26 protein-coding genes and 1 tRNA gene are annotated in these 25,248 nt (G+C 70.4%); 26 read left to right on the plus strand and 1 reads right to left on the minus strand.

The window, feature by feature from the left end; genetic code table 11:
- The first annotated feature begins 68 nt into the window (after window positions 1-68).
- The 13 genes from IEZ03_RS11835 (at window position 69) to IEZ03_RS11895 (ending at window position 10,492) form a co-directional block, all read left to right on the plus strand.
- Window positions 69-320, plus strand: a complete 252-nt coding sequence (locus IEZ03_RS11835; RefSeq protein WP_184891032.1) for a hypothetical protein — start codon at window positions 69-71, stop codon at window positions 318-320.
- Complete coding sequence (locus IEZ03_RS11840) at window positions 317-1,486, plus strand: DUF2637 domain-containing protein (RefSeq protein WP_184888289.1); 1,170 nt, start codon at window positions 317-319, stop codon at window positions 1,484-1,486. The genes IEZ03_RS11835 and IEZ03_RS11840 overlap by 4 nt, the downstream gene beginning before the upstream one ends.
- Complete coding sequence (locus IEZ03_RS11845) at window positions 1,483-3,645, plus strand: P-loop NTPase family protein (RefSeq protein ID WP_184888287.1); 2,163 nt, start codon at window positions 1,483-1,485, stop codon at window positions 3,643-3,645. The genes IEZ03_RS11840 and IEZ03_RS11845 overlap by 4 nt, the downstream gene beginning before the upstream one ends.
- Window positions 3,646-3,771: 126 nt before the next feature.
- Window positions 3,772-4,050: a hypothetical protein gene (locus IEZ03_RS11850; RefSeq protein WP_184888286.1), complete on the plus strand. Its 279-nt coding sequence runs from the start codon at window positions 3,772-3,774 to the stop codon at window positions 4,048-4,050.
- An 18-nt stretch (window positions 4,051-4,068) separates the two neighbouring features.
- Window positions 4,069-4,578, plus strand: a complete 510-nt coding sequence (gene ssb, locus IEZ03_RS11855; protein ID WP_184888284.1) for a single-stranded DNA-binding protein — start codon at window positions 4,069-4,071, stop codon at window positions 4,576-4,578.
- Window positions 4,579-4,675: 97 nt separating this feature from the next.
- A complete protein-coding gene (locus IEZ03_RS11860) occupies window positions 4,676-4,915 on the plus strand; it encodes a hypothetical protein (protein WP_184888282.1) in 240 nt (79 codons plus the stop codon).
- Window positions 4,912-5,310 carry an RRQRL motif-containing zinc-binding protein gene (locus tag IEZ03_RS11865; RefSeq protein ID WP_184888280.1) on the plus strand — a complete coding sequence of 133 codons (399 nt, stop codon included), beginning with the start codon at window positions 4,912-4,914 and terminating at the stop codon, window positions 5,308-5,310. Before IEZ03_RS11860 ends, IEZ03_RS11865 begins: the two co-directional genes overlap by 4 nt.
- Window positions 5,307-6,110: a deazapurine DNA modification protein DpdA family protein gene (locus tag IEZ03_RS11870; RefSeq protein WP_184888277.1), complete on the plus strand. Its 804-nt coding sequence runs from the start codon at window positions 5,307-5,309 to the stop codon at window positions 6,108-6,110. Before IEZ03_RS11865 ends, IEZ03_RS11870 begins: the two co-directional genes overlap by 4 nt.
- Window positions 6,107-7,051, plus strand: coding sequence for a bifunctional DNA primase/polymerase (locus IEZ03_RS11875; RefSeq protein WP_184888275.1), 945 nt, complete (start codon window positions 6,107-6,109; stop codon window positions 7,049-7,051). Before IEZ03_RS11870 ends, IEZ03_RS11875 begins: the two co-directional genes overlap by 4 nt.
- A complete protein-coding gene (locus IEZ03_RS11880) occupies window positions 7,048-8,298 on the plus strand; it encodes a DUF3631 domain-containing protein (RefSeq protein ID WP_184888273.1) in 1,251 nt (416 codons plus the stop codon). Before IEZ03_RS11875 ends, IEZ03_RS11880 begins: the two co-directional genes overlap by 4 nt.
- Before the next feature lie 176 nt (window positions 8,299-8,474).
- Entirely contained in the window at window positions 8,475-8,663 is a 189-nt protein-coding gene (locus tag IEZ03_RS11885) for a helix-turn-helix transcriptional regulator (RefSeq protein WP_184888271.1), read from the plus strand.
- Entirely contained in the window at window positions 8,660-10,093 is a 1,434-nt protein-coding gene (locus IEZ03_RS11890; RefSeq protein ID WP_229808224.1) for a tyrosine-type recombinase/integrase, read from the plus strand. The genes IEZ03_RS11885 and IEZ03_RS11890 overlap by 4 nt, the downstream gene beginning before the upstream one ends.
- A 261-nt stretch (window positions 10,094-10,354) precedes the next feature.
- The gene (locus IEZ03_RS11895) at window positions 10,355-10,492 is read left to right on the plus strand and encodes a hypothetical protein (RefSeq protein WP_184888269.1); all 138 of its coding nucleotides are present in this window, start codon (window positions 10,355-10,357) and stop codon (window positions 10,490-10,492) included.
- Window positions 10,493-10,686: 194 nt separating this feature from the next.
- On the opposite strand, the gene IEZ03_RS11900 is transcribed toward IEZ03_RS11895, so the two are convergent.
- Window positions 10,687-10,758, minus strand: a tRNA-Arg gene (locus IEZ03_RS11900).
- 107 nt (window positions 10,759-10,865) lie between these two features.
- Here IEZ03_RS11900 and IEZ03_RS11905 point away from each other — a divergent pair.
- The 13 genes from IEZ03_RS11905 (at window position 10,866) to IEZ03_RS11965 (ending at window position 25,171) form a co-directional block, all read left to right on the plus strand.
- On the plus strand, window positions 10,866-11,249 hold the full coding sequence (locus IEZ03_RS11905; protein WP_229808225.1) for a response regulator transcription factor: 384 nt from the start codon (window positions 10,866-10,868) through the stop codon (window positions 11,247-11,249).
- A 21-nt stretch (window positions 11,250-11,270) separates the two neighbouring features.
- Window positions 11,271-11,960 carry a DALR anticodon-binding domain-containing protein gene (locus IEZ03_RS11910; protein ID WP_184888267.1) on the plus strand — a complete coding sequence of 230 codons (690 nt, stop codon included), beginning with the start codon at window positions 11,271-11,273 and terminating at the stop codon, window positions 11,958-11,960.
- On the plus strand, window positions 11,957-13,348 hold the full coding sequence (lysA, locus tag IEZ03_RS11915) for a diaminopimelate decarboxylase (protein ID WP_184888265.1): 1,392 nt from the start codon (window positions 11,957-11,959) through the stop codon (window positions 13,346-13,348). The genes IEZ03_RS11910 and lysA overlap by 4 nt, the downstream gene beginning before the upstream one ends.
- Window positions 13,345-14,649: a homoserine dehydrogenase gene (locus tag IEZ03_RS11920; protein ID WP_184888263.1), complete on the plus strand. Its 1,305-nt coding sequence runs from the start codon at window positions 13,345-13,347 to the stop codon at window positions 14,647-14,649. Before lysA ends, IEZ03_RS11920 begins: the two co-directional genes overlap by 4 nt.
- Window positions 14,650-14,719: 70 nt before the next feature.
- The gene (thrC, locus tag IEZ03_RS11925; protein ID WP_184888261.1) at window positions 14,720-15,787 is read left to right on the plus strand and encodes a threonine synthase; all 1,068 of its coding nucleotides are present in this window, start codon (window positions 14,720-14,722) and stop codon (window positions 15,785-15,787) included.
- Window positions 15,788-15,809: 22 nt separating this feature from the next.
- Complete coding sequence (thrB, locus tag IEZ03_RS11930) at window positions 15,810-16,730, plus strand: homoserine kinase (protein ID WP_373293584.1); 921 nt, start codon at window positions 15,810-15,812, stop codon at window positions 16,728-16,730.
- 454 nt (window positions 16,731-17,184) lie between these two features.
- A complete protein-coding gene (rho, locus tag IEZ03_RS11935; protein WP_184888257.1) occupies window positions 17,185-19,332 on the plus strand; it encodes a transcription termination factor Rho in 2,148 nt (715 codons plus the stop codon).
- Window positions 19,333-19,515: 183 nt separating this feature from the next.
- The gene (locus tag IEZ03_RS11940) at window positions 19,516-20,913 is read left to right on the plus strand and encodes a sensor histidine kinase (protein WP_229808227.1); all 1,398 of its coding nucleotides are present in this window, start codon (window positions 19,516-19,518) and stop codon (window positions 20,911-20,913) included.
- 71 nt (window positions 20,914-20,984) lie between these two features.
- Entirely contained in the window at window positions 20,985-21,638 is a 654-nt protein-coding gene (locus tag IEZ03_RS11945) for a response regulator transcription factor (protein ID WP_184888255.1), read from the plus strand.
- Between the two features lie 257 nt (window positions 21,639-21,895).
- Window positions 21,896-22,111, plus strand: a complete 216-nt coding sequence (gene rpmE, locus IEZ03_RS11950; protein WP_132046062.1) for a 50S ribosomal protein L31 — start codon at window positions 21,896-21,898, stop codon at window positions 22,109-22,111.
- Window positions 22,112-22,232: 121 nt separating this feature from the next.
- Complete coding sequence (prfA, locus tag IEZ03_RS11955) at window positions 22,233-23,297, plus strand: peptide chain release factor 1 (protein WP_184888253.1); 1,065 nt, start codon at window positions 22,233-22,235, stop codon at window positions 23,295-23,297.
- Window positions 23,298-23,307: 10 nt separating this feature from the next.
- Complete coding sequence (prmC, locus tag IEZ03_RS11960) at window positions 23,308-24,168, plus strand: peptide chain release factor N(5)-glutamine methyltransferase (protein WP_184888251.1); 861 nt, start codon at window positions 23,308-23,310, stop codon at window positions 24,166-24,168.
- Window positions 24,169-24,226: 58 nt separating this feature from the next.
- Window positions 24,227-25,171 (plus strand): L-threonylcarbamoyladenylate synthase, encoded by a 945-nt coding sequence (locus IEZ03_RS11965; protein WP_229808228.1) that lies wholly within the window; start codon window positions 24,227-24,229, stop codon window positions 25,169-25,171.
- Window positions 25,172-25,248: the final 77 nt, after the last annotated feature.

Below are 25,248 nucleotides of genomic sequence, written 5' to 3' on the forward strand. Positions count from 1 at the left end.
CGCCCCCCGGTGCACAGCCGCCAAGCAATCCACCGGAGGGCGCTACCTCAAGGAGAGGTACCACCATCATGAAGCACCAGCTCATCACCGTCACGGGAACGCCGGCGCCCGCCGCGTCCGTGACGCCATTGGCCCGGCGGCCCGCTCCACGAGTCCGCCCGGTCAAGCTCTGCCCGACCTGCCGCACCGTCCTGGACGGTGGCCCGGTGCAGTACCGCTGCGAGCCGTGCGGCAAGTCCGTCATGGCGGCTGACCTGGACAACGAGTTTCACGCCCCCAACACGAACGCCACCGCGATCACCGGGAGGGCTGCCGCATGAACGCGCCCACTCCGAACCTCGGCCCGGACGTGGTCGACACGGGCCACAGCGACGCGCGGCAGGCCCGAAAGCTCACCAGTAACGAGTTCACCGCGGTTGCCGTGGTGGCCGCGATGGTGGCCGTTCTCGGCTTGCTCGGATTCGTCAACAGCTTCGCTGCCGTGGCCGACGCCGCGCGCCCCTCGTTCGGCTCGTTCGCCTGGACGGTCCCGCTCGGCATCGACCTCGGCATTGCCATCTTCGCCGCGCTCGACATCGTGCTCGGCCGCCTGGACATGCGCGTTCGGTGGCTACGGCTCATCCCCTGGACGTTGACCGGCGCGACGGTCTACCTGAACGTGGCCGGTGAGAGCACAGCGTTCGGGAAGGTCGCCCACGCTGTGCTCCCGTGCCTGTGGGTCGCCGCTGTGGAGATTGGCGCCCATGTCGTGCGAGTCCGCGCCGGCATCGAAGCGGGTACCCGCATGGACGGGATCCGCGCGTCCCGATGGTTCCTCGCTCCCGTCCGGACGGGAGCGCTGTGGCGCCGCATGGTGCTGTGGGAGATCCGTTCGTACCCGGACGCGCTGAACCGCGAGCGGTCCCGGCTGCTGGTTCGGACCGACCTACAGGACACCTACGGCGCGGTGGCATGGCGGTGGAAGGCGCCCCGGAAAGTCCGCGCGCTGTACCGGCTCGGCGAACTCGCCCCCGCTCCGACCGCGCCGAATGCGGACGCGCCGAGTCTGACGATCGCGGACCGTCCCGCGCTGAACGCCGGACCGTCCGCACCGACAGAGCCGGACCCGTCCGCCCCGGCAGAGAAGACCGTCCGGCGGACCGATGGCCGGACGACGCGCGGACGGTCCGGCACCAAGTCCGGCGGACGGTCCCGGACCGGCGCGCGGACGGGCAAGCGGACGCCGAAGCGGACCGTCCCGGACGTGGACGACCTCATGCCGCTCGGTTGGCGGATCGCTGCCGACCTTGAGACGCGCGACGTGCCGCTCAAGCGCGACTCGCTTGCCGCCGAGATCCGCAAGACCGGCCAGAAGGTCAGCAGTGAGCGCGTGGGCGCACTGCTGGACCGGCTCAAGTCCGAAGCGCCCACCGACCCGACCCCCGTCAACGCCACCGACACGGACGCCGCGGTCTCCGCCGCTGCTGAGGGGAGCGATGCGCGATGAGTGCGAACCTGAACAAGCCCATGGGTGAGGTCATCGACTTCCCCGGACGCCCCACCGATCCGACCTCGGCCGGCGGCCCGGAGGACGTCCAGACCGACGCGCGACCGGCCGCCCCGGCGGACACCTCCTATGAGATCGAGCTGGACGAGACGCCGGCCGCCGAGGTGGCGAGCACGGTGCCGGCGCCGGTGGACGTCCCCGAGAGGGACGCCGCGCAGCGTCCGGTCATCCCCGCCACGCTGCAGAGCTGGGTGAGCATCAAGGCCGCCGTCCGCCAGACGGTGAACCGGTGGGCGCACGTCGCCGCGTTCCACCTGGTTCGCGTCCCCGCCTACGCCGGACTGGCCACCGTCTACGGCGCGGCTGGCGCGTTCCGGCTCGTGGGGCGGCAACTGCGTTGGTGGTGGGTCACCGAACAGTTCTCCCTGCGCAACAACGCCGCGGCGGCCGGCGACGCTGATCTGTGGCTCAAGCTGCACCGTGAGGCCAAGGCCACGCGCACGTGGCGCGGCATCGTGGTCGCCGGTGAGGCGCTCGGCGTCGCCATGGGCGCAACGATGCTGGTCAGTGCGCCGCTGTGGACCCAAGCGCTGACCGCAGGAATCGTCGTCCCGCTGCTGGCGAGGTTCGGCCGTCCCGCTGACAAGCGCATCGTGAGCGCCGCCGTGGTGGCGCCCCGGTTCCGCAAGTTGAACGCGGACATCGTGCTTCGCGCCTACTACGCCACAAAGCTCGGCGACCCGGCCAAGCCCGGTCAGCAAATCGAGTTCGGCTCAAGCATGTCCCGCGACGGGGAGGGCAGCCGAGTCACGGTCGATCTGCCCTACGGCAAGGGCCTGGACGACGCCATCAAGGCCAAGCCCGCCATTGCGTCCGGCCTGGACGTGTCGCTGTCGCAGGTGTTCATCACGCGCGACCCGACGTCCCACCGGCGTCACGTGCTGTGGGTGGCAGACCGTGACCCGCTCGCCGTTCCCGCCGGCCGGACGCCGCTGCTCAAGCTGCAGCCCACCGACATATGGGAACCGTCCCCGTTCGGCGTCGATGAGCGCGGACGCCCGGTGACCGTGGACATGATGTGGAACTCCATCCTGGTGGGCGCACAGCCGCGCCAGGGCAAGACGTTCTCGGCCCGCGCGCTCGCCCTGTACGCCGCGCTTGACCCCTACGTGCGCCTGAGCGTCTTCGACGGCAAGGGGTCGCCGGACTGGCGCAAGTTCAAGCTCGTTGCCGACCGGTGCGCGTTCGGCCTGGCCATGGGGCGCGACGGCGACCCGGTAGAGCTGTTCATCAACGCTCTGCGCGACATCAAGACCGATGTTCAGGACCGGTATCAGCGGCTCTCTGAGCTGCCCGCCGACGTCTGCCCAGAGGGCAAGCTCACGCGCGACATCGCCCGTGACCCGGCGTACCGCATGCCCGTCCGTCTCGTAGTGATCGATGAGTTTCAGGAGTACTTCGACACCCCGGACCCGGACGCCAACAAGGAGATTGCCGCGCTGCTGGTCTTCCTGGTCAAGGTCGCCCCGGCCGCCGGCGTCATCGTGCTCGGCGCCACTCAGAAGCCGTCCGGCATCGGCACCGGGCAGGTTGCCCAGCAGTTCAACGCGTTCCGCGACAATCACCAGATCCGATTCAGCCTCCGCACCGGGTCATGGCAGGTTTCTGACCTGGTTCTGGGATCGGGCGCCTACTCGGAGGGCTTCGACTCCTCGACCCTGCTGCCCGACTACAAGGGCGTGGGCATCCTGCGTGGCGCCAGCGACGCAACGCCCACGACCCGCACCTACCTCGCCGACGCTGAGGACGCCGAGAAGATCCTGACCGCGGCCCGCGCGTTCCGCGACCGCGCCGGAACCCTGTCCGGCATGGCCGCCGGCGAGGACATCGCCCGGCAGGTCCGTGACGTGCTCGCCGACGTCCGCTCCGCAGTCGAGCCCGGCGAGAAGTGGGTGAGCTGGCAGCACCTGGCGACCCGTCTCGCCGAGCGGCTGCCTGACAGCTACGGCGACCTGACCGCCGACGCGATCTCGGCTCAAGTCCGCGCGTTCGACGTCCCGAGCGTCAACGGCAAGCGAGACGGACAAGTCCTCAAGGGCGCCAAGCTCGCCGCCATCGACAAGGCCATCGAGCGCCGCGCCGAGAGCCTCGCCCGGTAGCGGACGACCCGCCACCGGTAGCGACCGCGCTACCCACCCCCGCTACCTGATCTACCTGCGCAAATAAGCCCAGGTAGCAGGTAGCCCACGCCCCCGAACCGGCCCGAAAACCGCTCTGGGAGACCCATGGAGACCCTCCACGCCGCTACCGCTACGGCTACCGACACCTCGGCCCCGATCCTCATCGTCCTCGCGTTCATCGCCACCGCCGTCTACCTCGTGTCGTGCTTCATCTGGCCGTTCCGCCCGTGCTCCCGCTGCGACGGCGCCGGCCGGTTCCGCTCCCCGTCCGGCCGCGCCTGGCGCTACTGCCACCGCTGCAAGGGCAGGGGCGCCCAACTCCGCACCGGCCGCCGCATCCTCACCTACCTCGGCAACACCCGCGACCGCGGAACCCGTCACTGACAGGAAGGACCCACCGTCATGGCCAACGAGCCCACCATCACCATCACGGGGAACCTGACCCACGACCCGGAACTGAGGTTCACCACGTCCGGCCTGCCAGTCGCGTCGTTCACCATCGCCAGCACTCCGCGATACCGCGACACCGCCACCGGCGAGTGGAAGGACGGAGACACGTGGTTCGTTCGCTGCTCGGCCTGGCGCGACCTCGGCCAGAACATCGCCGAGTCCCTCAACCGCGGCTCGGCCGTGGTCGCCACCGGTCGACTCCGCCCCCGCACGTACGAGGCAACGCCCGGTGACCCGACCACCAAGCGCACCGTCGTTGAACTGACGGTGGACGACATCGGCCCGTCCCTGCGACGCGCTACGGCCAAGGTCGTCAAGACGACCCGCGAGCGCCCCCACGAGGGCACCTCGTTCGGCTCCCCCTCGCCGGCCAAGGACGACCCGTGGGCCACCGCCGGAAGCAACTCGGCGAACACCCCCGCGGGCAACGCCAGCGGGTTCTCGGACGACCCGCCGTTCTAGCCCCTACTCGGCCCCATGGGGCGGTTCCTGGCGCACAGCCGCCAGCAATCCGCCAGGAACCGCCCCCGCCGGCCCGTCACTACCTCAAGGAGAGACCATGACGTCCCGACCCTTGCCCCAGACCTTGACCTACCTCGGCGAGCGGTACCGGCTCGTTGACGGACGCATCGTGCTCAACTGGCGCGACCGCCCCGTCTCGACTCGCCCCCGCCCGTGCCACTACTGCCACAACCCGGCGCACTTCACCGACGACGCCGGCCGCCCCGTCCACAAGACGTGCCACGAGGTCGCCATCACGGCTGACCGCCTCGTCACCGGTGGGGACGTGGCCGCATGAGCGCCGTCATGCGCGCCGACGCGTTCATGGACCCGACCGGCGAGCGGCACGGCATTCCCACCTGGCCGTGGCGCATGGCGCCCCCGCACCTCGCGACCCGCCGGCAGTTGACCGCCATGGGCTTGCGCCCCGGTGGACAGTCCGTCCAGGGGCAGGTGATGTGGCGCTCCCGCCGCTACAGCGCTCCCGGTGGCGTCCGCGTCGCCTACCTCTACGACACGCGCCTTGCCCTGCCGAAGCGCACCCCAACTCCCGGCCAGGTGGCCGCGCTCAGCAAGGCCATGGCCGCACGCCGAACCTGCCCACGCTGCCAGACGGACGCCGGTTACGTCCTGCCTCGCCGCCACGGCGCATGCCTGGACTGCCTCACAGACTGGGAGGCGTCCGCCGCATGACCGCGCCGCTGTTCTACCTCGGAGCGCATCAACCACACTGGCTGTGGAATGCCGAGTTCCCGCTGTTCGTCTCGCATCGCCAGCTCACGCGCAAGGCACGATTGCGGCCGGCCACGTGCCGGTGGGCTCTCGACTCTGGCGGATTCACAGAACTCTCGCTAAACGGCCGATGGCTTACGAGCCCCGGCCAGTACGCCAGAGCGGCGACCCGCTACGCCGAGCACCTCGGCGCGCCGGACTTCATGTCTCAACAGGACTGGATGTGTGAGCCGTTCATGATCGAGCGGACCGGCCTGAGCGTCCGCGAACATCAAGAACGCACGGTCGTCAACTACCTGGAACTGCGCACGCTCGCGCCGGCGCTCCCGTGGTTGCCGGTCCTGCAGGGCTGGACCCTGTCCGACTACCTACGGTGCATAGACCTCTACGCGTCCGCTGGTGTCGATCTGGCTGCGTTGCCGCGAGTGGGTCTCGGCTCGGTTTGCCGGCGACAGTCAACCGGGGAGATCGGGCACATTGTCGCCACGCTCGCCGGACGTGGCTTGCGGTTGCATGGATTCGGGGTCAAGACCGGCGGATTGCAGCGCTACGGCCACCAGCTCGCGTCCGCTGACTCCATGGCATGGAGCTACAACGCGCGCCACCTGCCGCCCCTGCCGGACTGTGCCGGACACAAGAACTGTGTGAACTGTCTGCCGTACGCCACGAGGTGGCGCGGTCGGTTGCTCGCCGGCATGGCTGCCCGCGGTCATCAAACTGACCTGCTCGCCCTGCAGGCACACGAGGGGAGCGCACCATGACCGCTCTCGACACACATCCCGGCTGGTTCGCGCTCGCGTGCGCGGCGCGCGGATGGCACGTGTTCCCGCTCACGCCGGGGGACAAGCCGCCGCTGGCTGGGTTCACTGACTGGGAGGCCAACGCCACCACCGACCCGGCGCGTATCCGCGAGTGCTGGTCACGTGCCCGGTACAACGTCGGGATTGCGTGTGGCCCGTCCGGTCTCGTGGTGATCGACCTCGACATGCCCAAGCCCGGTGAGCGCCCGCCGGCCGAGTGGGATGCGCCCGGCGTCAACGAGGGAGCGGACGCGTTCGCCCTGCTGTGCGAGCGGCACGGCCAACCGTTCCCGTTCGAGACGTTCACCGTCCGGACTCGGCGGGGTGGGTGGCATCTGTACTTCGAAGCGCCGTCCGATGTTCGCCTGACCAACACGGCGAGCAAATCGCCGCGCGCTCTGGGATGGAAGATCGATACCCGCGCGCACGGCGGATTCGTCGTCGGCCCCGGTAGCTACGTCGATCTCTCGGACGGTGCCGGATCGTACGAGGTCGTTAACAGCGTCGCCCCGATGCCGCTACCCGAGTGGCTCACCGGACTACTCAAGCCCGCTCCCGCCCCCACTCCCGCCTTGAGTGCCTACCGCGACTCCGCAGGAGTCGGTGACCTTGACGCCTACGCACAAGCGGCACTCAAGGCGGAAGCGGATCGGGTGGCGAGTGCCGAGCACGGTGGACGTAATCGGGCGTTGAACAAAGCCGCGTACAACCTCGGCCGGATCATCGCCGCCGGCGTCCTGCCGGAAGACATCGCGACAGGCGTTCTGTACGACGCTGCGAGCGTCCACTTCGGCCCGTCTCGTGAGGACGTCCGTCCCAATGAAGCGCGCGCCACGATTCGGTGCGCAATCGAAGCGGGCAAGCGAAACCCGCGCGACATCACCAGGAGGGGCGCAGCATGACGGACGCGACCCACAGCGACCGCGGCGAGCGCCAGGCGGCCGGCGGGGAAGGCGTGGCCGCGCTGAATGCGGCTCGCGATTTCATCACCCGGTTCTGCGTGCTGCCCAGCCAAGCGGCATACGACGCTATGGCGCTGTGGGCCGCGCACGCCCACGTGATCGACGCATTCGACTCCACGCCACGCATGGCGTTCCTGTCACCCGAACCCGGATCGGGCAAGACGCGAGCGCTCGAAATCCTTACCCTGCTGGTTCCGTTCCCGATGCACGCGGTGAACGCGAGCGCCCCGGCGCTCTACCGGTCGGTGGGTAACCGCGAGCGCCGGCCTACGGTTCTCTTTGACGAAATCGACACCGTGTTCGGCCCCAAGGCCAAGGACAACGAGGATCTACGGGGATTGCTGAACGCGGGCCACCGACGCGCCGGCGTCGCCTATCGCTGCGTGGGAGAGGGCACCAACCAAGGCGTTCAGGAATTTCCCGCGTACGCAGCCGTCGCGCTCGCCGGACTGGGCAACCTGCCGGACACGATCCTTACCCGGTCCGTCATCGTTCGCATGCGTCGCCGCGCCCCTCACGAACGAATAGAGCCGTACCGCGCTCGCATCCACGAACCGGAGGGCTGGAAAGTCCGCGCCATGCTCGCCGATTGGGTCACGACTCAGGCCGAGCGACTCGGCGACGCTTGGCCCGAGATGCCGCCCGGAATCACCGACCGTCCGGCGGACGTCTGGGAACCTCTCCTGGCCATTGCCGACGCTGCCGGGGGAGAGTGGCCCGACCGCGCGCGCGATGCATGCGTCTATCTCGTCAAGCAGGGTGCCGAGCGCGGTGTAAGTCTCGGGATTCGCCTCCTGATGGACCTTCATCGGATATTCGACGGCGCCCGCGCTCTGTTCACCGAAACCATCCTTGACCGGCTCCACGGCATCGAAGATGCCCCATGGGCTGAACTTAAAGGCGTCCCACTCGACAGCCGCGGACTTTCCCGGTTGCTCTCGCAATACGACGTGGCGCCGGTGAAAGTGAAAATCGAAGGTAGGTCCCTCATGGGGTACCGCGCCGATCACCTCGCAGACGCATGGGCGCGCTACCTCCCAGCCACCTCGGCTGAGGGACCGGAACCTACGGAACCTCCGGAACCCACCCAGCTCACGACCCTCGATCCCGGTTCTGGCGAGCGGAGCGGTTCCGGAACCTCCGGAACCGAGCGCCCGCCGCCGGTTCCGAAGGTTCCGGAACCCTGACCCTCACCCGGAACCCGATATACCCGCCTTGACCTGCGAAGGTTCCGCAGGTTCCGGAGGTTCCGCACTTCTAGCCGAAGGGAGGACGACCACCTACAGCGCTCTGTCTGGCCCGGTGCACAGCCGCCAAGCAATCCATCGGGCTTGGAAACTCACTCAAGGAGGAGTAGTCAACCGTGGCACGCAAAGACGAATTGCTCACGATCTCCGAGGTGATTGCCGAACTCGGCGTCCCGCGCGCGACGTTCTACCGCTGGCGCCAGCTCGGCAAGGCGCCCCGCAGTATCAAATACCCGAACGGGGACGTTCGGATACGCCGGTCCGTCCTTGAGCGTTGGCTCTCTGCGCTTGAGGAGGCTGCGTGAGCAAGGACGAGGAACCGCGTCCTGGACGACGCAGAATTCCGGGAAGCAAGGGACGCACGCGCGACGTACGGCGACCGTGGAAAATCGGCAAGGCCAAGAGCAAGACGCGCCCTCACATGGTTCGGTGGGTCGTCGCCGGCGACGTATGCACCGTCACGTTTGCCACGTTCGCACTCGCCGACGGGTTCCGTTCCGACCTCATCCAGGCCATGACGAGGGGCGAGGAATTCGACGTCGCAACCGGCCTGCCGATGTCCATGCTCAAGGTCGCGACGGCGCGCACGTGGTTCGAGTTCTGCAAGGCGTACGTCGGTGTCCGGTGGGACGGCGCCGCGGCCAAGACGCGCGACTCCATCACCGACAGCCTTGCAACGGCGACGCTCGCCATGGTGGAGGACGGTAGCGACCGGCCGTCTCTACAGGAGTTGCGGAGAGCATTCCTCTGGGCCGTTACGCCCGCCAACGAGGGCACCGACGCGCCGGACGAATTCGCCGCGGGCTTGCGGTGGCTGCAAGAGCGTTCCCTGCTACTCAAGGCGCTCGCAGAGCCTCAAGTGATCCGGCGCGTAGAGAAGCGGCTCACGGTCACGCTCACGGGCAAGCGCGTTGCGACGGACACCTACAGCCGCCGCCGGCGCGGGCTCAATACCGCCGTGGTCTACGCCATGGAGCTAGGGGAACTCTCGGACAACCCGCTCAAGGCCGTGGGACGGACGCATGAGGCACGCCAGGGCGAGGTAGACCCTCGTGTCGTCATCACGCATGCTCAAGCCCGAGACCTTCTCACCGCGCTTTCCTACGTCGGTTCATGGGGACGAGGGAGAGGACGACGATTGGTCGCCTTCTTCGCGACGCTCTACTACGCCGGCCTACGACCGGCCGAGTGCATCGCGCTGAGGGCAAGCGACTGTTTCCTGCCGGACGATGGTTGGGGCCGTCTGACGCTCGTTCAGACGCTCCCCGTCACCTCGAAAAGGTGGACAGACCACGGGGAGCGCCACGAGCGGAGAGGACTCAAGCAGCGTTCCGCCGAAGCGGCCCGCATCGTGCCGATACCGCCGTCTCTCGTGGTCATCCTCCAGGCGCACATCAAGGAGTTCGGCACAGCTGAGGACGGGCGCCTGTTCCGCAACGAGCGTGGTGGCATTCTGGGTGCCTCTACCTACTCGCGAGCGTGGGAGGAAGCCCGCCAGCTCGCGTTCACGCCCGCTCAGGTCGTATCGCCGCTCGCCGGTCGCCCGTACGACTTGCGACACGCGGCCCTGAGCACGTGGCTGAACGCGGGGATCTCGCCGGCGGACGTGGCTAAGCGCGCGGGCAACTCGGTAGAGGTGCTACTCAAGCGTTACGCCGGTTGCCTGGACGGTCAGGACGACAGCATCAACCGGCGTATCGAGAGGGCCCTAGAGGAGGACGACGAAGACGAGTGAGATCTGGCGTCAAGCCCAACATCTAGATATCTGGGGAGGTTCTCCCACAACATGTGGCGTGTTGCGGGAGAAATGTCAGTGACTCCTGTTACGGTTGCCTAGAGCTGAAAAACCCCAGCCTGGGCACCAACGCTGGGGTCGGTACCTGACTGGGGTCTATCTCTTGGCGGAGCTCAGACTCTATATGACGAGGGACAAGCGGGTGCGCGCCCCCTCGACATTCGGTCAGGTGCCCAGCTCAGGCAGGAGGTGAGCAGGCACATGGCGAAGGGAAGTAAGCCGTCGGGCTCCGGAAAGGCTCGGAGCGCGATCACTGGTAAGTACGTGACCAAGGCGACGGCGGCCCGGCACCCCAAGACCACGGTCGTGGAGAAGCCGTCGAAGCCCAAGAAGAAGTAGCTAGCGAGCCGAGAGCCTGGCGTACCCCCGGGCTCTCGGTTGCAGCTCTGTGTGGCCGGCGAGAGGGTCTCTCGTGGGTCTCTCGTGAGTGGTGCTAGACAGTGGGATCGGGTGGGACTCAGTTGGACTGTGGTCCGTCCGGTTCTTTGGTGTCTGTGCTGGTCAGCGGCTTGATTGCGCTGGTCCGTGGAAGGTGCCCCCTGCAGGATTCGAACCTGCGCACACGGCTCCGGAGGCCGTTGCTCTATCCCCTGAGCTAAGGGGGCCCTGCGCCCCTTGGGCGGCGCGGTAGAAGGTTACCAGGGTTGGCGGGGTGACGCGCGCGTGGGCGTTCGTCGTGCGTTCGTCGTGCGTGTGGGCTAACTTCGAGGCCGTGACCGAGCCACTGGGACGCGTTCTGGTCGTTGACGACGACGAGGTGATCCGCCAGCTCATCGCCGTGAACCTGCAGTTGGAGGGGTTCGAGGTGGCGACCGCGGTGGACGGCCAGGACTGCCTGGAGAAGGTGGCGGAGGTCCGGCCGGACGTGATCACGCTGGACGTGATGATGCCGCGGCTGGACGGGTGGGTCACCGCCATCAGGCTGCGGGAGGAGCCCGGGACGGCGCACATCCGGGTCGTGATGATCACGGCTCGGGCGCAGGAGCATGATGTGCGGCGGGGGAACGAGATCGGGGTGGACGCCTACGTGACCAAGCCGTTCGACCCGAATCAGCTGATCCAGACGGTGCGGAAACTCGCGGCGGTGTCCAGATAGTGGTCAGATAGTCTCACCAGGGTGACTCCAGGCGACGTTGGCGGTGCCCTTGTGCGGGCCGTGTGCGACGCTGTGGCGGACGGTGAGATCGATGTTCCCGTGCCGGTGGGTGTGACTGTTTTCAGCCGGGGGCCTGGGGTTTATGAGAGTCCTGTGGCGCTGAGGCTCGGGGTGGAGCCGGGAGTCATCGCGCGGCGGGTCGGGGGTGTCGTCACCGGGAGTGGGTTCGTTCGCGTTGTGGTTCCGGTGGGACGTGTCGTCGAGGCCGTGGTGCGGGACCCCGGGGTTGTCAGCGTGCCTCCGGGTGGGTGGAGTGAGTGGCCACGGACGTTTGAGAATCCGGGGTTTTCTGTGCGGTACGCCTATGCGCGGGCCTGCTGGGTGGGGCGCTGGGCCAGGGAGCTTGGGATCGGGGCAGGGGAGCTTCAGGACGTTGCGGCTGAGGAGCTTGCTCTCGTCGGGGCGCTGGGGGACGTGCAGGCGCGCGCGAAACAGGCGGAGCGGGAACGGGATGCTCGGCCGCTGATGTTTTGTTTGGAGAGAGTGGCCGGGGCGTACCACGACGTGCACGAGCGCTGTCCTGCGGTTCCCAAGGGTGATGAGGAGCCTGGGACGGTGCATGCCGGGCGGGTGGGTTTGGCGGAGGCCGTGCAGGTCGTCCTCGGCAACGGGCTGAACGTGATCGGTGAGACCCCTAGAGAGCGGATATGAGTCGAGTACATCCAGCTGGCCCCCTGCACGCCGACGTATTGCCGGAGGACCACCCGGTGGGGCCGGCGGACGATCTGAATGCGCTGGAGCCCACGGTGTGGCCGCGGAGCGCCAAGCGGGAGGAGGGCGTCCTCACCGTTGGCGGGGTCGACGTCCGGGATCTGGCGCGGGAGTACGGGACGCCTCTGTACGTCTATGACGAGGAGGACGTGCGGAGCCGGGCCAGGGAGTACGCGGCGGCGTTCCATGACGGGAGCGTGCACTACGCGGGCAAGGCGTTTCTCTGTACGGCCCTTGCGAAGTGGCTGAACGAGGAGGGGCTCGGCCTGGACGTGTGCAGTGGGGGCGAGCTGGCCGTTGCTCTGGCCGCGGGTTTCCCCACGGAGCGCATCACTTTGCATGGGAGCAACAAGTCGTCGGCGGAGATCGCGAAGGCGCTGGAGGTCGGGGTCGGGCGGATCGTGCTCGATTCCTACGAAGAGATCGCCCGGGTGGGGTATCTCGCCCATGAGATGGGTGTCCGGCCCAAGGTGATGGTGCGCGTCACCACGGGGGTGGAGGCTCACACCCATGAGTTCATCGCGACCGCTCACGACGACCAGAAGTTCGGGTTCTCCAGGAGTTCCGGGGCCGCCCTTGAGGCGGTGCGGCGGGTGCTGGACCTGAAGCAGCTCGAGCTGGTGGGGCTGCACAGCCACATCGGGTCGCAGATCTTCGAGGTGGACGGGTTCGAGGTGGCGGCGCACAGGCTGGCGGAGCTGCTGGTCGCGATCCGGGACGAGCACGGGATCGAGCTGCCGGAGCTGGACCTGGGGGGCGGGTACGGGATCGCCTACGTGCCGGGGGAGGAGCCGCACGACCCGAAGGCCATCGCGGACGGGCTGCGGGAGATCGTGGCGCGCGAGTGCCGGGCGTACGAGCTGACGATGCCGCGGCTGACGGTCGAGCCCGGCCGCGCGATCGTGGGGCCGGGCGGCGTCACGGTCTACGAGGTCGGGACCGTCAAGGACGTCGAGGGCCTCCGCACCTACGTGTCGGTGGACGGCGGCATGAGCGACAACCTGCGCACCGCCCTGTACGGCGCCGAGTACACCGCGGCGCTGGCGAGCCGGTCGTCCGAGGCATCGCCCATGCTCAGTAGGCTTGTCGGCAAGCACTGCGAAAGCGGCGACATCGTTGTGCGCGACGTGTGGTTTCCCGAAGATCTTGCGGCCGGGGACCTGGTGGCGGTCGCCGCGACCGGTGCGTACTGTCGGTCGATGGCCAGTAACTACAACTTCGTCCCGAAGCCGGCCGTGGTGGCGGTGCGGGACGGCAGGTCGCGCGTGATCATCCGCCGGGAGAGCGCCGAGGACCTGCTGCGGCTCGATGCGGAGGTCGAAGCGTGAAACCCGGACTGCGCGTGGCGCTCCTCGGATGCGGCGTGGTCGGTACCGAAGTCGTCCGGCTGCTGCGCGAGCAGGCGGAGGACCTCGCCGCGCGGATCGGGGCTCCGCTGGAGGTCGCGGGGATCGCGGTGCGGCGGCCCGACCGCCCCCGCGAGGGCGTCGACCCCGAGCTCCTGACGACGGACGCGCACGCGCTCGTGACCAGGGACGACGTCGACATCGTCGTCGAGGTGATCGGCGGCATCGAACCGGCCCGGACGCTGATGCTGGAGGCGATGAAGTCCGGCAAGTCGGTCATCACGGCGAACAAGGCGCTGCTGGCCGAGGACGGGGCGACGCTGTTCGCGGCGGCGCGGGAGTACGGCGCCGACCTGTACTACGAGGCGTCCGTGGCGGGGGCGATCCCGCTGCTCCGGCCGCTGCGGGAGTCCCTCGTCGGCGACCACGTGCACCGGGTGCTGGGCATCGTGAACGGCACCACGAACTACGTCCTCGACCAGATGGACACCTACGGCGCGGGATTCAACGACGCGCTGGAAGAGGCGCAGTCGCTGGGTTACGCGGAGGCCGATCCCACGGCCGACGTCGAGGGTTTCGACGCCGCGGCCAAGGCCGCGATCCTGGCGCAGCTCGCGTTCCACACGCCGGTGACGGCCGCGGACGTCCACCGCGAGGGGATCACCGAGGTGAGCGCCGCGGACGTGGCGGGCGCCAAGGGCATGGACTGCGTCGTCAAGCTGCTGGCGATCTGCGAGCGCGTCCCTTCGGAGGACGGCCGGAACGGCCGCGGCGTGTCCGTTCGCGTCTATCCGGCGATGATCCCGCGGTCCCATCCGCTGGCGAGCGTCCGCGAGGCGTACAACGCGGTGTTCGTCGAGGCCGAGTCGGCCGGTTCGCTGATGTTCTACGGCGCGGGCGCCGGCGGTGCCCCGACGGCGTCGGCGATCCTCGGCGACCTGGTGGCGGTGGCGCGCAACGTGGCCGGCGGTACGCCCGGACCCGTCGAGGTCACCTACGCCAAGCTCCCCGTCCTGCCGATGGGCGAGACGGTCACGCGCTACTACATCCAGCTGGACGTGACCGACGAGGCCGGTGTTCTCGCCACGGTCGCCGAGGAGTTCGCCAGGCACGGGGTGTCGATCCAGGCCGTCCGGCAGGTCGGGCTGGGCGAAGAGGCACAGCTCGTAGTGGTGACCCACAGGGCGCCTGACGCGGCCCTGTCGGCGACGGTGGAGGGCCTGCGCGGGCTGGACATCGTCCGTGAGGTGGCCAGCGTCATGCGTGTCGAAGGCGAAGAGTGAGTGTCCGGAACACGATTCGGCCACGACCGATAGAATTCGGACAACATCGCAGGTCATCGAGGAGACCGACTTGAACGCGAACGCCCGCGCGTGGCGTGGCCTGATCGAGGAGTACCGCGACCGGCTTCCGGTGACGGAGGCGACGCCGGTCGTCACGCTGCTGGAGGGCGGCACGCCGCTCGTGCCGGCGGTACGGCTGTCCCAGCTGACCGGCTGCGAGGTGCACCTCAAGGTCGAAGGCGCCAACCCGACCGGGTCGTTCAAGGACCGCGGCATGACGATGGCGATCAGCAAGGCCGCCGAGGACGGCGCGAAGGCGGTGATCTGCGCGTCCACCGGGAACACCTCGGCGTCCGCCGCGGCGTACGCGGTGCGCGCCGGGATGACCTGCGCGGTCCTCGTCCCCAACGGCAAGATCGCGATGGGCAAGCTGGCCCAGGCGCTGGTGCACGGGGCGCGGCTGCTCCAGGTGGACGGCAACTTCGACGACTGCCTCGAGCTGGCGCAGAAGCTGGCGGTCGACTACCCGGTGGCCCTCGTCAACTCGGTCAACAGGTTCCGGCTGCTCGGCCAGAAGACGGCGGCGTTCGAGATCGTGGACGCGCTCGGCGACGCGCCCGACGTGCACTGCCTGCCCGTCGGCAACGCCGGCAACATCTCCGCGTACTGGATGGGCTACAAGGAGTACGCCGAGGACGAGACGGCGTCGCGGACGCCGCGCATGCTCGGCTTCCAGGCGAGCGGGGCCGCGCCGTTCGTGAAGGGCGAGCCCGTCGCGAAGCCGCAGACCATCGCCACCGCGATCAGGATCGGCAACCCCGCCTCGTGGGACCTCGCCATCGCCGCGCGGGACGAGTCCGGTGGCGCGATCGACTCGGTCACCGACCGGCAGATCCTGGCCGCCTACCGGCTGCTCGCCCGCGAGGAGGGCGTCTTCGTGGAGCCCGCCTCGGCGGCGAGCGTCGCGGGCCTGCTGCAGGCGAGCGAGCAGGGAGTCGTCAAGCCCGGGTCCAAGGTCGTCTGCACGGTCACGGGCAACGGGCTCAAGGACCCCGACTGGGCGATCTCCGGTGCCCCCGCGCCGACCGTCATCAAGGTCGACGCGCATTCCGCCGCGTCCGAGCTCGGTCTCACCTGACGTGGGCTGGACCGGAGGACCGGTGCTCGTGCGGGCACCGGCGACCAGCGCCAACCTGGGCCCGGGGTTCGACTCGCTCGGTCTCGCGCTGTCCCTGTACGACGACGTCGAGGTGGAGGTGACCGGCGGGGGCCTGTCCATCGAGGTGGACGGCGAGGGCGCCGAGGTCGCCGGCCGGGGCGAGCGGCACCTCATCGTCGAGGTCATGCACCGCACCTTCGGGCTGCTGGACGAGCTGGCCGGATCCGGACTCGGCCGGCCGCCCGGGCTGCGGCTGCGCTGCCGCAACCGGATCCCGCACAGCCGCGGCCTCGGCTCGTCCTCCGCGGCGACCATCGCCGCGATCGTCGCGGCCCGCGCGCTGCACCCCGGCGGGAAGCTGTTCGACGACGATGCCGCGCTCCGCCTCGCGACCGAGATCGAGGGGCATCCCGACAACGTGGCGCCGTGCCTCGCCGGCGGGCTGACCGTCGCCTGGACGGCACCGGGCGGCCCGCGGCTCGTCCGGCTGGAGTCGCAGGTCACGCAGGTCGTGGCGTTCGTCCCGGAGCAGCGGCTGGCGACCGAGCGGGCCCGCGGGCTGCTGCCGGAGACCGTCCCGCACGAGGACGCCGCGGCCAACGCCGGACGCGCCGCCCTCCTCATCGCGGCGCTCACCGGCGGCCTGGACCGGGAGATCCTGCTGGACGCGACGGACGACCGGCTGCACCAGGACTACCGCGCTCCCGCCATGCCGGCGTCCGCCGCACTGGTCAGGACGCTGCGCGCCGCGGGCGTCCCGGCGGTGATTTCCGGGGCGGGACCCACTGTCCTGGCCTTCACAACCGCCTCACAAGTTGATTCGATGGCTTCCGGAGTGGGTAATGGGTGGCTCAAGCACCCATTGGACGTCGCGACCCGCGGCGCACGCGTCATGACCGGACGAGCGGAGTCCCGGCCCTGACCGCGGCGCCCGGGGGCGGGGGCCGTCGCGGCGTCCGGCCGGTGCAGGTCCCGGCCTGAGCCCGCTAGGTAAAATGCGAACACATCGACCTCTGGGGAATAGCAGTGCGGCCTGGTGATGTTAGGCTGAATGCCGCACCAGATGCCCCGTTCGGGGCAGCGTGCTCGTCAGCCGCGCGTCGCCGGATCGGCCCTTCGGCCGTGTCGGTCCCGCGTACCAGGCTTCCCGACACCGTGACAATCCGTTGTCCGGCATCCCAGCGAAACTTCGGACGTGGCGGTACCGGGAACACGCACGAGCGAACCGTCCCGTCCACCATCTGGCTGTGCCCAGAACACGCAGATCCCGGCCCCACCGTGATCAGCGGAGCCCGTTCCGGCGCCCCCGCCGGACCGCATTACCGGGTCGACTGGCCGGGCACCGGCCAACGCCCGCTCCCTGGGAAGGACCCTTAGTGAGCGAATCCAGCGAACTCCTTACGGACGCATCGAGCACGGGACCCGCCGACGCCGCACCGGCCGGCGCGGAGCCCGCCACCCCCCGGCGCCGCCGGTCGGGCACCGGCCTGTCGGCGATGGTGCTCCCCGAGCTCAAGGCGCTCGCGTCCAGCCTCGGCATCACCGGTGTGACCGGGATGCGCAAGAGCCAGCTCATCGCCGCCATCCAGGAGAAGCAGGGCGGCCAGGGGCAGGGCTCGGCCGGGGGCGAGCAGGGAGCCGCTGCCGTGGCCGGAGCCGAGGCCGGAGCCGCCGGGACGAAGACCGAGCGTCCCCGCCGCACCCGCACCGCCGCGGCCAAGAGCGAGACGTCCGACGAGCAGGTCGCCATCGGCGAGGCCGAGCCGGCGGGCGAGCAGTCCGGCAAGGGCGGCGAGCAGCCGGCCGCTGACCGGCAGGCCGCCGAGCAGCAGACCGGCCGCGACGAGCAGGCCCCGGCGGACGACCAGTCCGGCCGGCAGGCCGCCAAGACGGCCGAGAAGACCGACGGGCGGCAGGACCGCTCCGACCGGCAGAACGGCCGGCAGCGGGGCGACAGGCAGGACCGCGGGGGCTCCGAGGGGCGCGGCGAGCGCGGCGAGCGGCAGGGCCGCGACCGCGACCAGGGCCGCGAGCAGAACTCCGACGACGGCGAGTCCCAGGGCGGGCGCGACGGCCGGGACGGGCGCGAGGGCCGCGAGGGCGGCGGGCGCCAGCGCCAGCGCGGCGGCCGGGAGCGCGGCGAGCGCGGCGACCGCGGCGACCGCGGCGACCGCGGCGACCGCGGCGACCGCGGCGACCGCGGCGACCAGGGCGGCGGCGGTGGCGGCCGGCAGCGGGGCCAGAACCAGGGCGGCGGCGGCCAGGGCGGCCAGCACGGCCAGCACGACGATGACGACGGCAGCGGCCGGGGCCGGCGCGGCCGCCGGTTCCGGGAGCGCAACCGCGGCCGCGGCCGCGAGCGCTACGAGGAGCCGGTGATCACCGAGGACGACGTCCTGATCCCGGTCGCGGGCATCCTCGACATCCTCGACAACTACGCGTTCGTCCGCACGACCGGCTACCTGGCGGGCCCGAACGACGTGTACGTCTCATTGGCGCAGGTCCGCAAGAACGGGCTGCGCAAGGGCGACGTCGTCACCGGCGCGGTGCGCCAGCCCCGCGAGGGCGAGCGGCGCGAGAAGTTCAACGCGCTCGTGCGGCTCGACACGGTCAACGGGATGGAGCCCGAGCAGGCCAAGGCCCGTGTCGACTTCAGCAAGCTGACCCCGCTGTACCCGCAGGAGCGCCTGCGGCTGGAGACCGACCCGGGCATCCTCACCACGCGGATCATCGACCTGGTGTCGCCGATCGGCAAGGGCCAGCGCGGCCTCATCGTGTCGCCGCCCAAGGCCGGCAAGACGATGGTGCTCCAGGCGATCGCGAACGCGATCACCAAGAACAACCCGGAGTGCCACCTGATGGTCGTCCTGGTGGACGAGCGTCCGGAAGAGGTCACCGACATGCAGCGGACGGTGAAGGGCGAGGTCATCCACTCGACCTTCGACCGTCCCGCCGAGGACCACACCACGGTCGCCGAGCTGGCGATCGAGCGCGCCAAGCGGCTCGTCGAGCTGGGCCACGACGTCGTCGTGCTGCTCGACTCGATCACCCGCCTGGGCCGGGCCTACAACCTGGCGGCGCCCGCGTCCGGCCGCATCCTGTCCGGCGGTGTCGACTCGACGGCCCTGTACCCGCCCAAGCGGTTCTTCGGCGCCGCGCGCAACATCGAGAACGGCGGCTCGCTGACCATTCTCGCGACGGCGCTGGTGGAGACCGGGTCCCGGATGGACGAGGTCATCTTCGAGGAGTTCAAGGGCACCGGCAACATGGAGCTGAAGCTCAACCGGTCCCTGGCCGACAAGCGGATCTTCCCGGCGGTGGACGTGGACGCGTCCAGCACCCGCAAGGAGGAGATCCTCATGGCCCCCGAGGAACTGCGGGTCGTCTGGCAGCTCCGCCGCGTGCTGCACGCGCTCGACACGCAGCAGGCGCTGGAACTCCTCATCGAGAAGATGAAGGAGACCAAGTCCAACGCCGAGTTCCTGCTCCAGGTCCAGAAGACCACGGTCTCCGACGACCGCTGACCGAGCACCGCGAACGCCCCCGCCCGGACCCGGGCGGGGGCGTCCGCGCCCCCGCCCGGAGGCGTCCCGCTCCCCGGACCTTCGGGTTAGCCCCACCCCCGAATGGCAGGCGCACGTCATGGTCGCCCGGGCCGCCGGTCGGCAGGCTTGGACCATAGGTTGGAACGGGCACGGAGGGACGACGTGGGCGAGCTGAGCAGGCCCCCCGGTGAGGGGAACGCGACCGGCGCCGCGGCGCGCTGGGCGGCGGCGCGATGGGCCGCGGTGATGCAGGTCGGCGGTGAGACGGCGGCGACCGTCGCGAACAGTCCGTGGACCCCGGTCGCCATGGCGAAGTCGTCGCTGACCTGGCGGTCGGCGATCTACCTCGGCGTCAGCCTGGCCTTCGGGCTCGGCTGCTTCATCGGGCTGACCGTCGGGCTCGCGCTGTCGCTCGGGCTGCTGATCATCTGGGTGGGCCTGCCGATGCTGGCGCTCATGATGGTCGCGTGGCGGTGCGCCGCGGTACTGGAGCGCCAGTTCGTCCGGGCCGCGTTCGGCGTGCGCGTCCCGAGCCCGTACCGGCGGCTGCCGCCGGGACGCAACCCGCTCACCAAGCTGAAGGCGATGGCGTCCGATCCCGCCACCTGGAAGGACCTGCTCTACCTCGCGCTGCTGTTCCCCGTCACGCTGCTGGAGTTCGTCGTGTCGGTGGCGGTCTGGTCCGCGACGGGGATGCTGCTGGCCATGCCGGTCATCGTGGCGGTGGACGGCGGCGCCGAGGTGGGCCTCGGGTTCGTCTCGTACTGGGCCGGGAACCCGGTGGCGGCGCTGCCGCTGACGGCGGTCGGCGTGCTGTGCCTCGTGCTGGCGATGTACGTGACGCGGGTGATGGCGATCGGCCACTCCGCGTGGGCGCGGCTGATGCTGGGCCCGAGCCTCGCCCAGACCGAGAACCTGGAACTGCGCCGGCGGACCGAGCACCTGCGGGCCAGCCGCGCCCGCGGGGTGGACGCGGCCGAGTTCGAGCGCCGCCGCATCGAGCGGGACCTGCACGACGGCGCGCAGCAGCGGCTGCTGTCGGTGGCGATGGACATCGGGCGGGCCCGCGCCAAGCTGGACGACGACCCCGAGGGCGCGCGGGCGCTGATCGAGCAGGCCCACTCGGGCACGAAGGAGGCCATCGCGGAGCTGCGCGACCTGGCCCGCGGCATCTACCCGGCGATCCTCACCGACCGCGGCCTGGACCCGGCGCTGTCGGGGCTGGCGGGCCGCGCGCCGGTGCCCGTGGAGGTCGAGGTCGACCTGCCGGAGCGCCCGCCGGCGGCGGTGGAGAGCATCGCGTACTTCATCGTGGCCGAGTCGCTGGCGAACATCGCCAAGTACGCCCGCGCGACCCGTGCAACCGTCCGGGTGGCGCGCGAGGACCGGTGGGTGGTGGTCGAGGTGACCGACAACGGCGTCGGCGGCGCGGTCGCGCGGCCGGAGGGCGGCCTGGCGGGCCTGGCGGACCGCGCGGCCACCATCGACGGGATGCTCCTCGTGGACAGCCCGCCCGGCGGCCCCACGATCATCCGCGCCGACCTCCCTTGCACCTGGTAGGCGGTGCGGGGCCGTGGGCCGGGTCGTCCGAGACGGCCCGGCCCGGTCGCGTCCGCCCCGATAATGGACTGATGCGGGTAGTGATCGCCGAGGACTCGGTGCTGTTGCGGGAAGGGCTCGTCCGGCTGCTCGCCGACGCGGGGATCGAGACGGTCGCGGCGGTCGGCGACGGCCCGGGCCTGCTCGGGATCGTCGAGGAGCACCGTCCCGACCTCGCCATCGTCGACGTGCGGATGCCGCCGTCGTTCACCGACGAGGGGCTGCGCGCGGCGATCGCCGTCCGGGAGCGCCTGCCCGGCACCCCGATCCTCGTGCTGTCGCAGTACGTGGAGGAGCGGTACGCGACCGACCTGATCGGCGGCGGCGCCGAGGGCGTCGGCTACCTGCTGAAGGAGCGGGTCGCGGACGTCGCCGAGTTCATCGACGCGGTCCGCCGCATCGCCGCCGGCGGGACGGTCATCGACCCGGAGGTGATCGGCCAGCTGCTGGGCCGCCGCCGCACCGGCGACCCGCTGGACGCGCTGACGCCGCGCGAGCGGGAGGTCCTCGCGCTGATGGCGCAGGGGCGCTCGAACGGCGCCATCGCCGCGGACCTCGTCGTCACCGAGGGCGCGGTGGAGAAGCACATCTCCAACATCTTCATGAAACTGGACCTCCAGCTCGCGCAGGGCGGGCACCGCCGCGTCATGGCCGTGCTGGCCTACCTGGGCCGCGACGGCGGCTGACCGCCCGCGGGCGAGCCGGGGGCCGGGATCGGGAATGCCCGATGACCTCGCCACGTTCAGGTATCTGGCACACTTGGAGCGAGTCGTTCTCATCCGGGGCGCCGGCGGACCGGCACCGCGGGCCCCGATCGGGATGAGCACGGTTCGCAACCGCTGCGGTACCGGTTCACGTCTCCTGTATCACCCATGGCCCTGTCGGGTGCGAACGGCCATGTGACCCGCGGGACGCCCGGCGACCGCCAGAAGCGAGGAGAGCCATGAGGCCTGACATCCACCCGAACTACGTCGTCACGACCGTGACGTGTACGTGCGGCAACACCTTCGAGACCCGCAGCACCGCCGAGAACGGCGTGATCCACGCGGACGTGTGCTCGAACTGCCACCCGTTCTACACGGGCAAGCAGAAGATCCTCGACACCGGCGGCCGGGTCGCGCGCTTCGAGCAGCGCTACAAGAAGAAGGCCGGCAAGTAGCCGAGCGCCGCACACAGCGACCAGGGACGGCCCGGGGAGACCTCGCGAGGGTCCCCGGGCCGTTCGGAGTCGGCTCCCGGAGGCCGGTGGCCGCCGGGGCCGGGACGGGCCAGGACACAGCGTGAATCTCGACGATCTGATCAGCGAATACGCGAGCATCGAGGAACGGCTCGCGGACCCGTCCGTCCATGCCGACCAGAGCCTGGCGCGCAAGCTGGGCAAGCGCTACGCGGAGCTGCGCCCGATCGTCGAGACGCACCGGGAGCTGACCTCGACGGAGGACGACCTCGCCACCGCCCGCGAGCTCGCCGGGGAGGACGCGGCGTTCGCCGCGGAGGCCGGTGAGCTGGAGAAACGGCGCGAGGAGCTGGAGGAGCGGCTGCGCCGGCTGCTGGTGCCGCGCGACCCGAACGACGGCAAGGACGTCATCCTGGAGGTGAAGGCGGGCGAGGGCGGCGAGGAGTCCGCGCTGTTCGCCGCGGACCTCCTGCGGATGTACCTGCGGTACGCCGAACGCGTCGGCTGGAAGACCGAGATCCTCGACTCCCACCTGTCGGACCTCGGCGGCTACAAGGGCGTCACCGTCGCGGTGAAGTCCAAGGGCTCCCAGGACGAGGGCGTCTGGACGCGCCTCAAGTACGAGGGCGGCGTCCACCGGGTGCAGCGCGTCCCCGCCACCGAGTCGCAGGGACGCATCCACACCAGCGCGGTCGGCGTGCTCGTCACGCCCGAGGCCGAGGACGTCGACGTCCAGATCGACCCCAACGACCTCCGCATCGACGTGTACCGCTCGTCCGGCCCCGGCGGGCAGAGCGTCAACACCACCGACTCGGCGGTCCGCATCACGCACACGCCGACCGGCGTCGTCGTCTCGTGCCAGAACGAGAAGAGCCAGCTCCAGAACAAGGAGCAGGCGCTGCGCATCCTGCGGTCGCGGCTGCTGGCGATGGCGCAGGAGGAGGCCGACGCGGCCGCGGCGGCCGAGCGCAAGAGCCAGGTCCGCACGGTGGACCGCTCCGAGCGGGTGCGCACCTACAACTACCCGGAGAACCGGATCTCCGACCACCGGGTCGGCTACAAGGCCTACAACCTCGACCAGGTGCTGGACGGCGACCTCCACAACGTCACCCAGGCGCTCGTCGACGCCGACATGGAACGCCGCCTTTCCGAAGCCCAGAAGTCTTAAGCCCAGAATCATGAACCTCTTGCTCGACGAGATCGCCAGGGCCACCGCGCGGCTGGCCGACGCCGGGGCGGCCTCGCCCCGCGCCGACGCGGAGGAGCTCGCGGCGGCGGTGCACGGGGTGCGGCGGACCGAGCTGCACGGCGTCCCCGACAGCGCGTTCGACGCCCGGTTCTGGGAATTCGTCGCGCGGCGCGAGGCGGGGGAGCCGCTGCAGCACATCACCGGCCGCGCGTACTTCCGCTACCTGGAGCTGAAGGTCGGGCCCGGCGTGTTCGTCCCGCGCCCGGAGACCGAGGTGATGGTCGGCTGGGCGCTGGAGACGCTGCGCGACATGGACGTCCGCGACCCGCTCGTCGTCGACCTCGGCACCGGGTCGGCGGCGATCGCGCTGTCGATCGCGCTGGAGGCGCCGCGCTCCCGCGTCCACGCGGTGGAGAAGGACCCGACCGCGTTCGTGCACGCCACCCGGAACGTCGAGGAGCTGGACGAGCGGGGGCGCGTCCGGCTGCACCTCGGCGACTTCGCCACCGCGCTGAAGGAGCTGGACGGCACCGTCGACCTCGTGGTCAGCAACCCCCCGTACATCCCGATGAGCGAGTGGGAGTACGTGCCGCGCGACGTCCGCGACCACGATCCCGCGGACGCGCTGTGGGGCGGCGGGGACGACGGGCTGGACGCGATCCGCGTGGTCGAGGACACCGCGCGCCGGCTGCTGCGGCCCGGCGGCTACGCGGCGGTCGAGCACAGTGACCTGCAGGGCAACGACGTCTACTGGGTGTTCGCGGAGGAGCGGGGGTGGCGGGACGTCCGCAACCGCCGCGACCTGACCAACCGGGACCGCTTCGTCACCGCGCGGCTGGCGGCCGAGTAGCCCGTTATCCTTGGCGTGCCATACCCGAGAGCGCTGCGCAGATGGGAAGACGGCGACCGTGAGCCGACGATATGACTGCTCCGACCCGATGGAGCGCACCCGCGGAATCGCCGAGGCCGTCTCGGCGGTGCGGCGCGGTGAGCTGATCGTCCTGCCGACCGACACGGTGTACGGCGTCGCCGCCGACGCCTTCACCCCGCCGGCGGTGACGGCGCTGCTGGACGCCAAGGGGCGCGGGCGGGAGATGCCCCCGCCGGTTCTGGTGGGGTCGGTGCGGGCCGCGACGGCGCTCGTGGACGACCTCGGCACCTACGGGCAGGACCTCATCGACGAGTTCTGGCCGGGCGCCCTGACGCTGGTGTGCCGCGCCAACCCGAACCTCATGTGGGACCTCGGCGAGACCAAGGGGACCGTCGCGGTGCGGATGCCGATGCACGAGCTGGCGGTGGAGCTGCTGAAGGAGACCGGTCCGCTGGCCGTCAGCAGCGCGAACCTCAGCGGGCAGGCCGCGGCGCGTAACGCCGTAGACGCCGAGAAGATGCTCGGCGACGCGGTCTCGGTGTACCTGGACGCCGGTGAGTCGGGACCCGGCGACCCCTCGACGATCGTGGACCTGACCGGGTCGATCCCGCGGCTGCTGCGGGCGGGCGCCATCCCCGAGTACAAGATCCGCACGGTCGTCGGCGTCCTGCTGATCGAGGAGGACGAACCGGACGGCGACGGGCAGGACGGGCTGGACGCCGAGAACGAGTCCGCCGAGGCGCCAGAGGCCGCTTCCCGGGTCGAACTGCGCAAGCCTTCCCTGAGCGAGGGCGAGACGACCGAAACGCCGGACGCGCAGCCTGAGCCCGCTCCGGGCACCGCTGGGGATGTGCCGGACCCGCAATCCGAGCCCGCTCCGCGCGCGGCCGGGGACGCGCCGGACCCGCTGCCCGAGGACTCCGCCGCCCCGGCGGGCCCCTCGCTCACCAAGGACGGCGAATCGCAGCCGAAGAACGCCTGAGAAGCGGCCTGGGAGAACCGGCCTGAGAGAAGCGGAAGGCCCCGCCGGGCCGGGCGGGACCTTCTTCATCGGCGGCG

The organism is Actinomadura livida, assembly GCF_014648675.1.
GTDB classification, from domain to species: Bacteria; Actinomycetota; Actinomycetes; order Streptosporangiales; family Streptosporangiaceae; genus Spirillospora; species Spirillospora livida.

Excerpts from the sequence above, each read along its gene's own strand:
- IEZ03_RS11870 (WP_184888277.1), top strand. The coding sequence starts at position 5,307 with ATGACCGCGCCGCTGTTCTACCTCGGAGCGCATCAACCACACTGGCTG.
- IEZ03_RS11850 (WP_184888286.1), top strand. The coding sequence starts at position 3,772 with ATGGAGACCCTCCACGCCGCTACCGCTACGGCTACCGACACCTCGGCC.
- IEZ03_RS11840 (WP_184888289.1), top strand. The coding sequence starts at position 317 with ATGAACGCGCCCACTCCGAACCTCGGCCCGGACGTGGTCGACACGGGC.
- IEZ03_RS11875 (WP_184888275.1), top strand. The coding sequence starts at position 6,107 with ATGACCGCTCTCGACACACATCCCGGCTGGTTCGCGCTCGCGTGCGCG.
- rpmE (WP_132046062.1), top strand. The coding sequence starts at position 21,896 with ATGAGGCCTGACATCCACCCGAACTACGTCGTCACGACCGTGACGTGT.
- IEZ03_RS11845 (WP_184888287.1), top strand. The coding sequence starts at position 1,483 with ATGAGTGCGAACCTGAACAAGCCCATGGGTGAGGTCATCGACTTCCCC.
- lysA (WP_184888265.1), top strand. The coding sequence starts at position 11,957 with ATGAGTCGAGTACATCCAGCTGGCCCCCTGCACGCCGACGTATTGCCG.
- IEZ03_RS11880 (WP_184888273.1), top strand. The coding sequence starts at position 7,048 with ATGACGGACGCGACCCACAGCGACCGCGGCGAGCGCCAGGCGGCCGGC.
- IEZ03_RS11945 (WP_184888255.1), top strand. The coding sequence starts at position 20,985 with ATGCGGGTAGTGATCGCCGAGGACTCGGTGCTGTTGCGGGAAGGGCTC.
- IEZ03_RS11860 (WP_184888282.1), top strand. The coding sequence starts at position 4,676 with ATGACGTCCCGACCCTTGCCCCAGACCTTGACCTACCTCGGCGAGCGG.
- IEZ03_RS11895 (WP_184888269.1), top strand. The coding sequence starts at position 10,355 with ATGGCGAAGGGAAGTAAGCCGTCGGGCTCCGGAAAGGCTCGGAGCGCG.
- IEZ03_RS11835 (WP_184891032.1), top strand. The coding sequence starts at position 69 with ATGAAGCACCAGCTCATCACCGTCACGGGAACGCCGGCGCCCGCCGCG.
- prmC (WP_184888251.1), top strand. The coding sequence starts at position 23,308 with ATGAACCTCTTGCTCGACGAGATCGCCAGGGCCACCGCGCGGCTGGCC.
- ssb (WP_184888284.1), top strand. The coding sequence starts at position 4,069 with ATGGCCAACGAGCCCACCATCACCATCACGGGGAACCTGACCCACGAC.
- IEZ03_RS11865 (WP_184888280.1), top strand. The coding sequence starts at position 4,912 with ATGAGCGCCGTCATGCGCGCCGACGCGTTCATGGACCCGACCGGCGAG.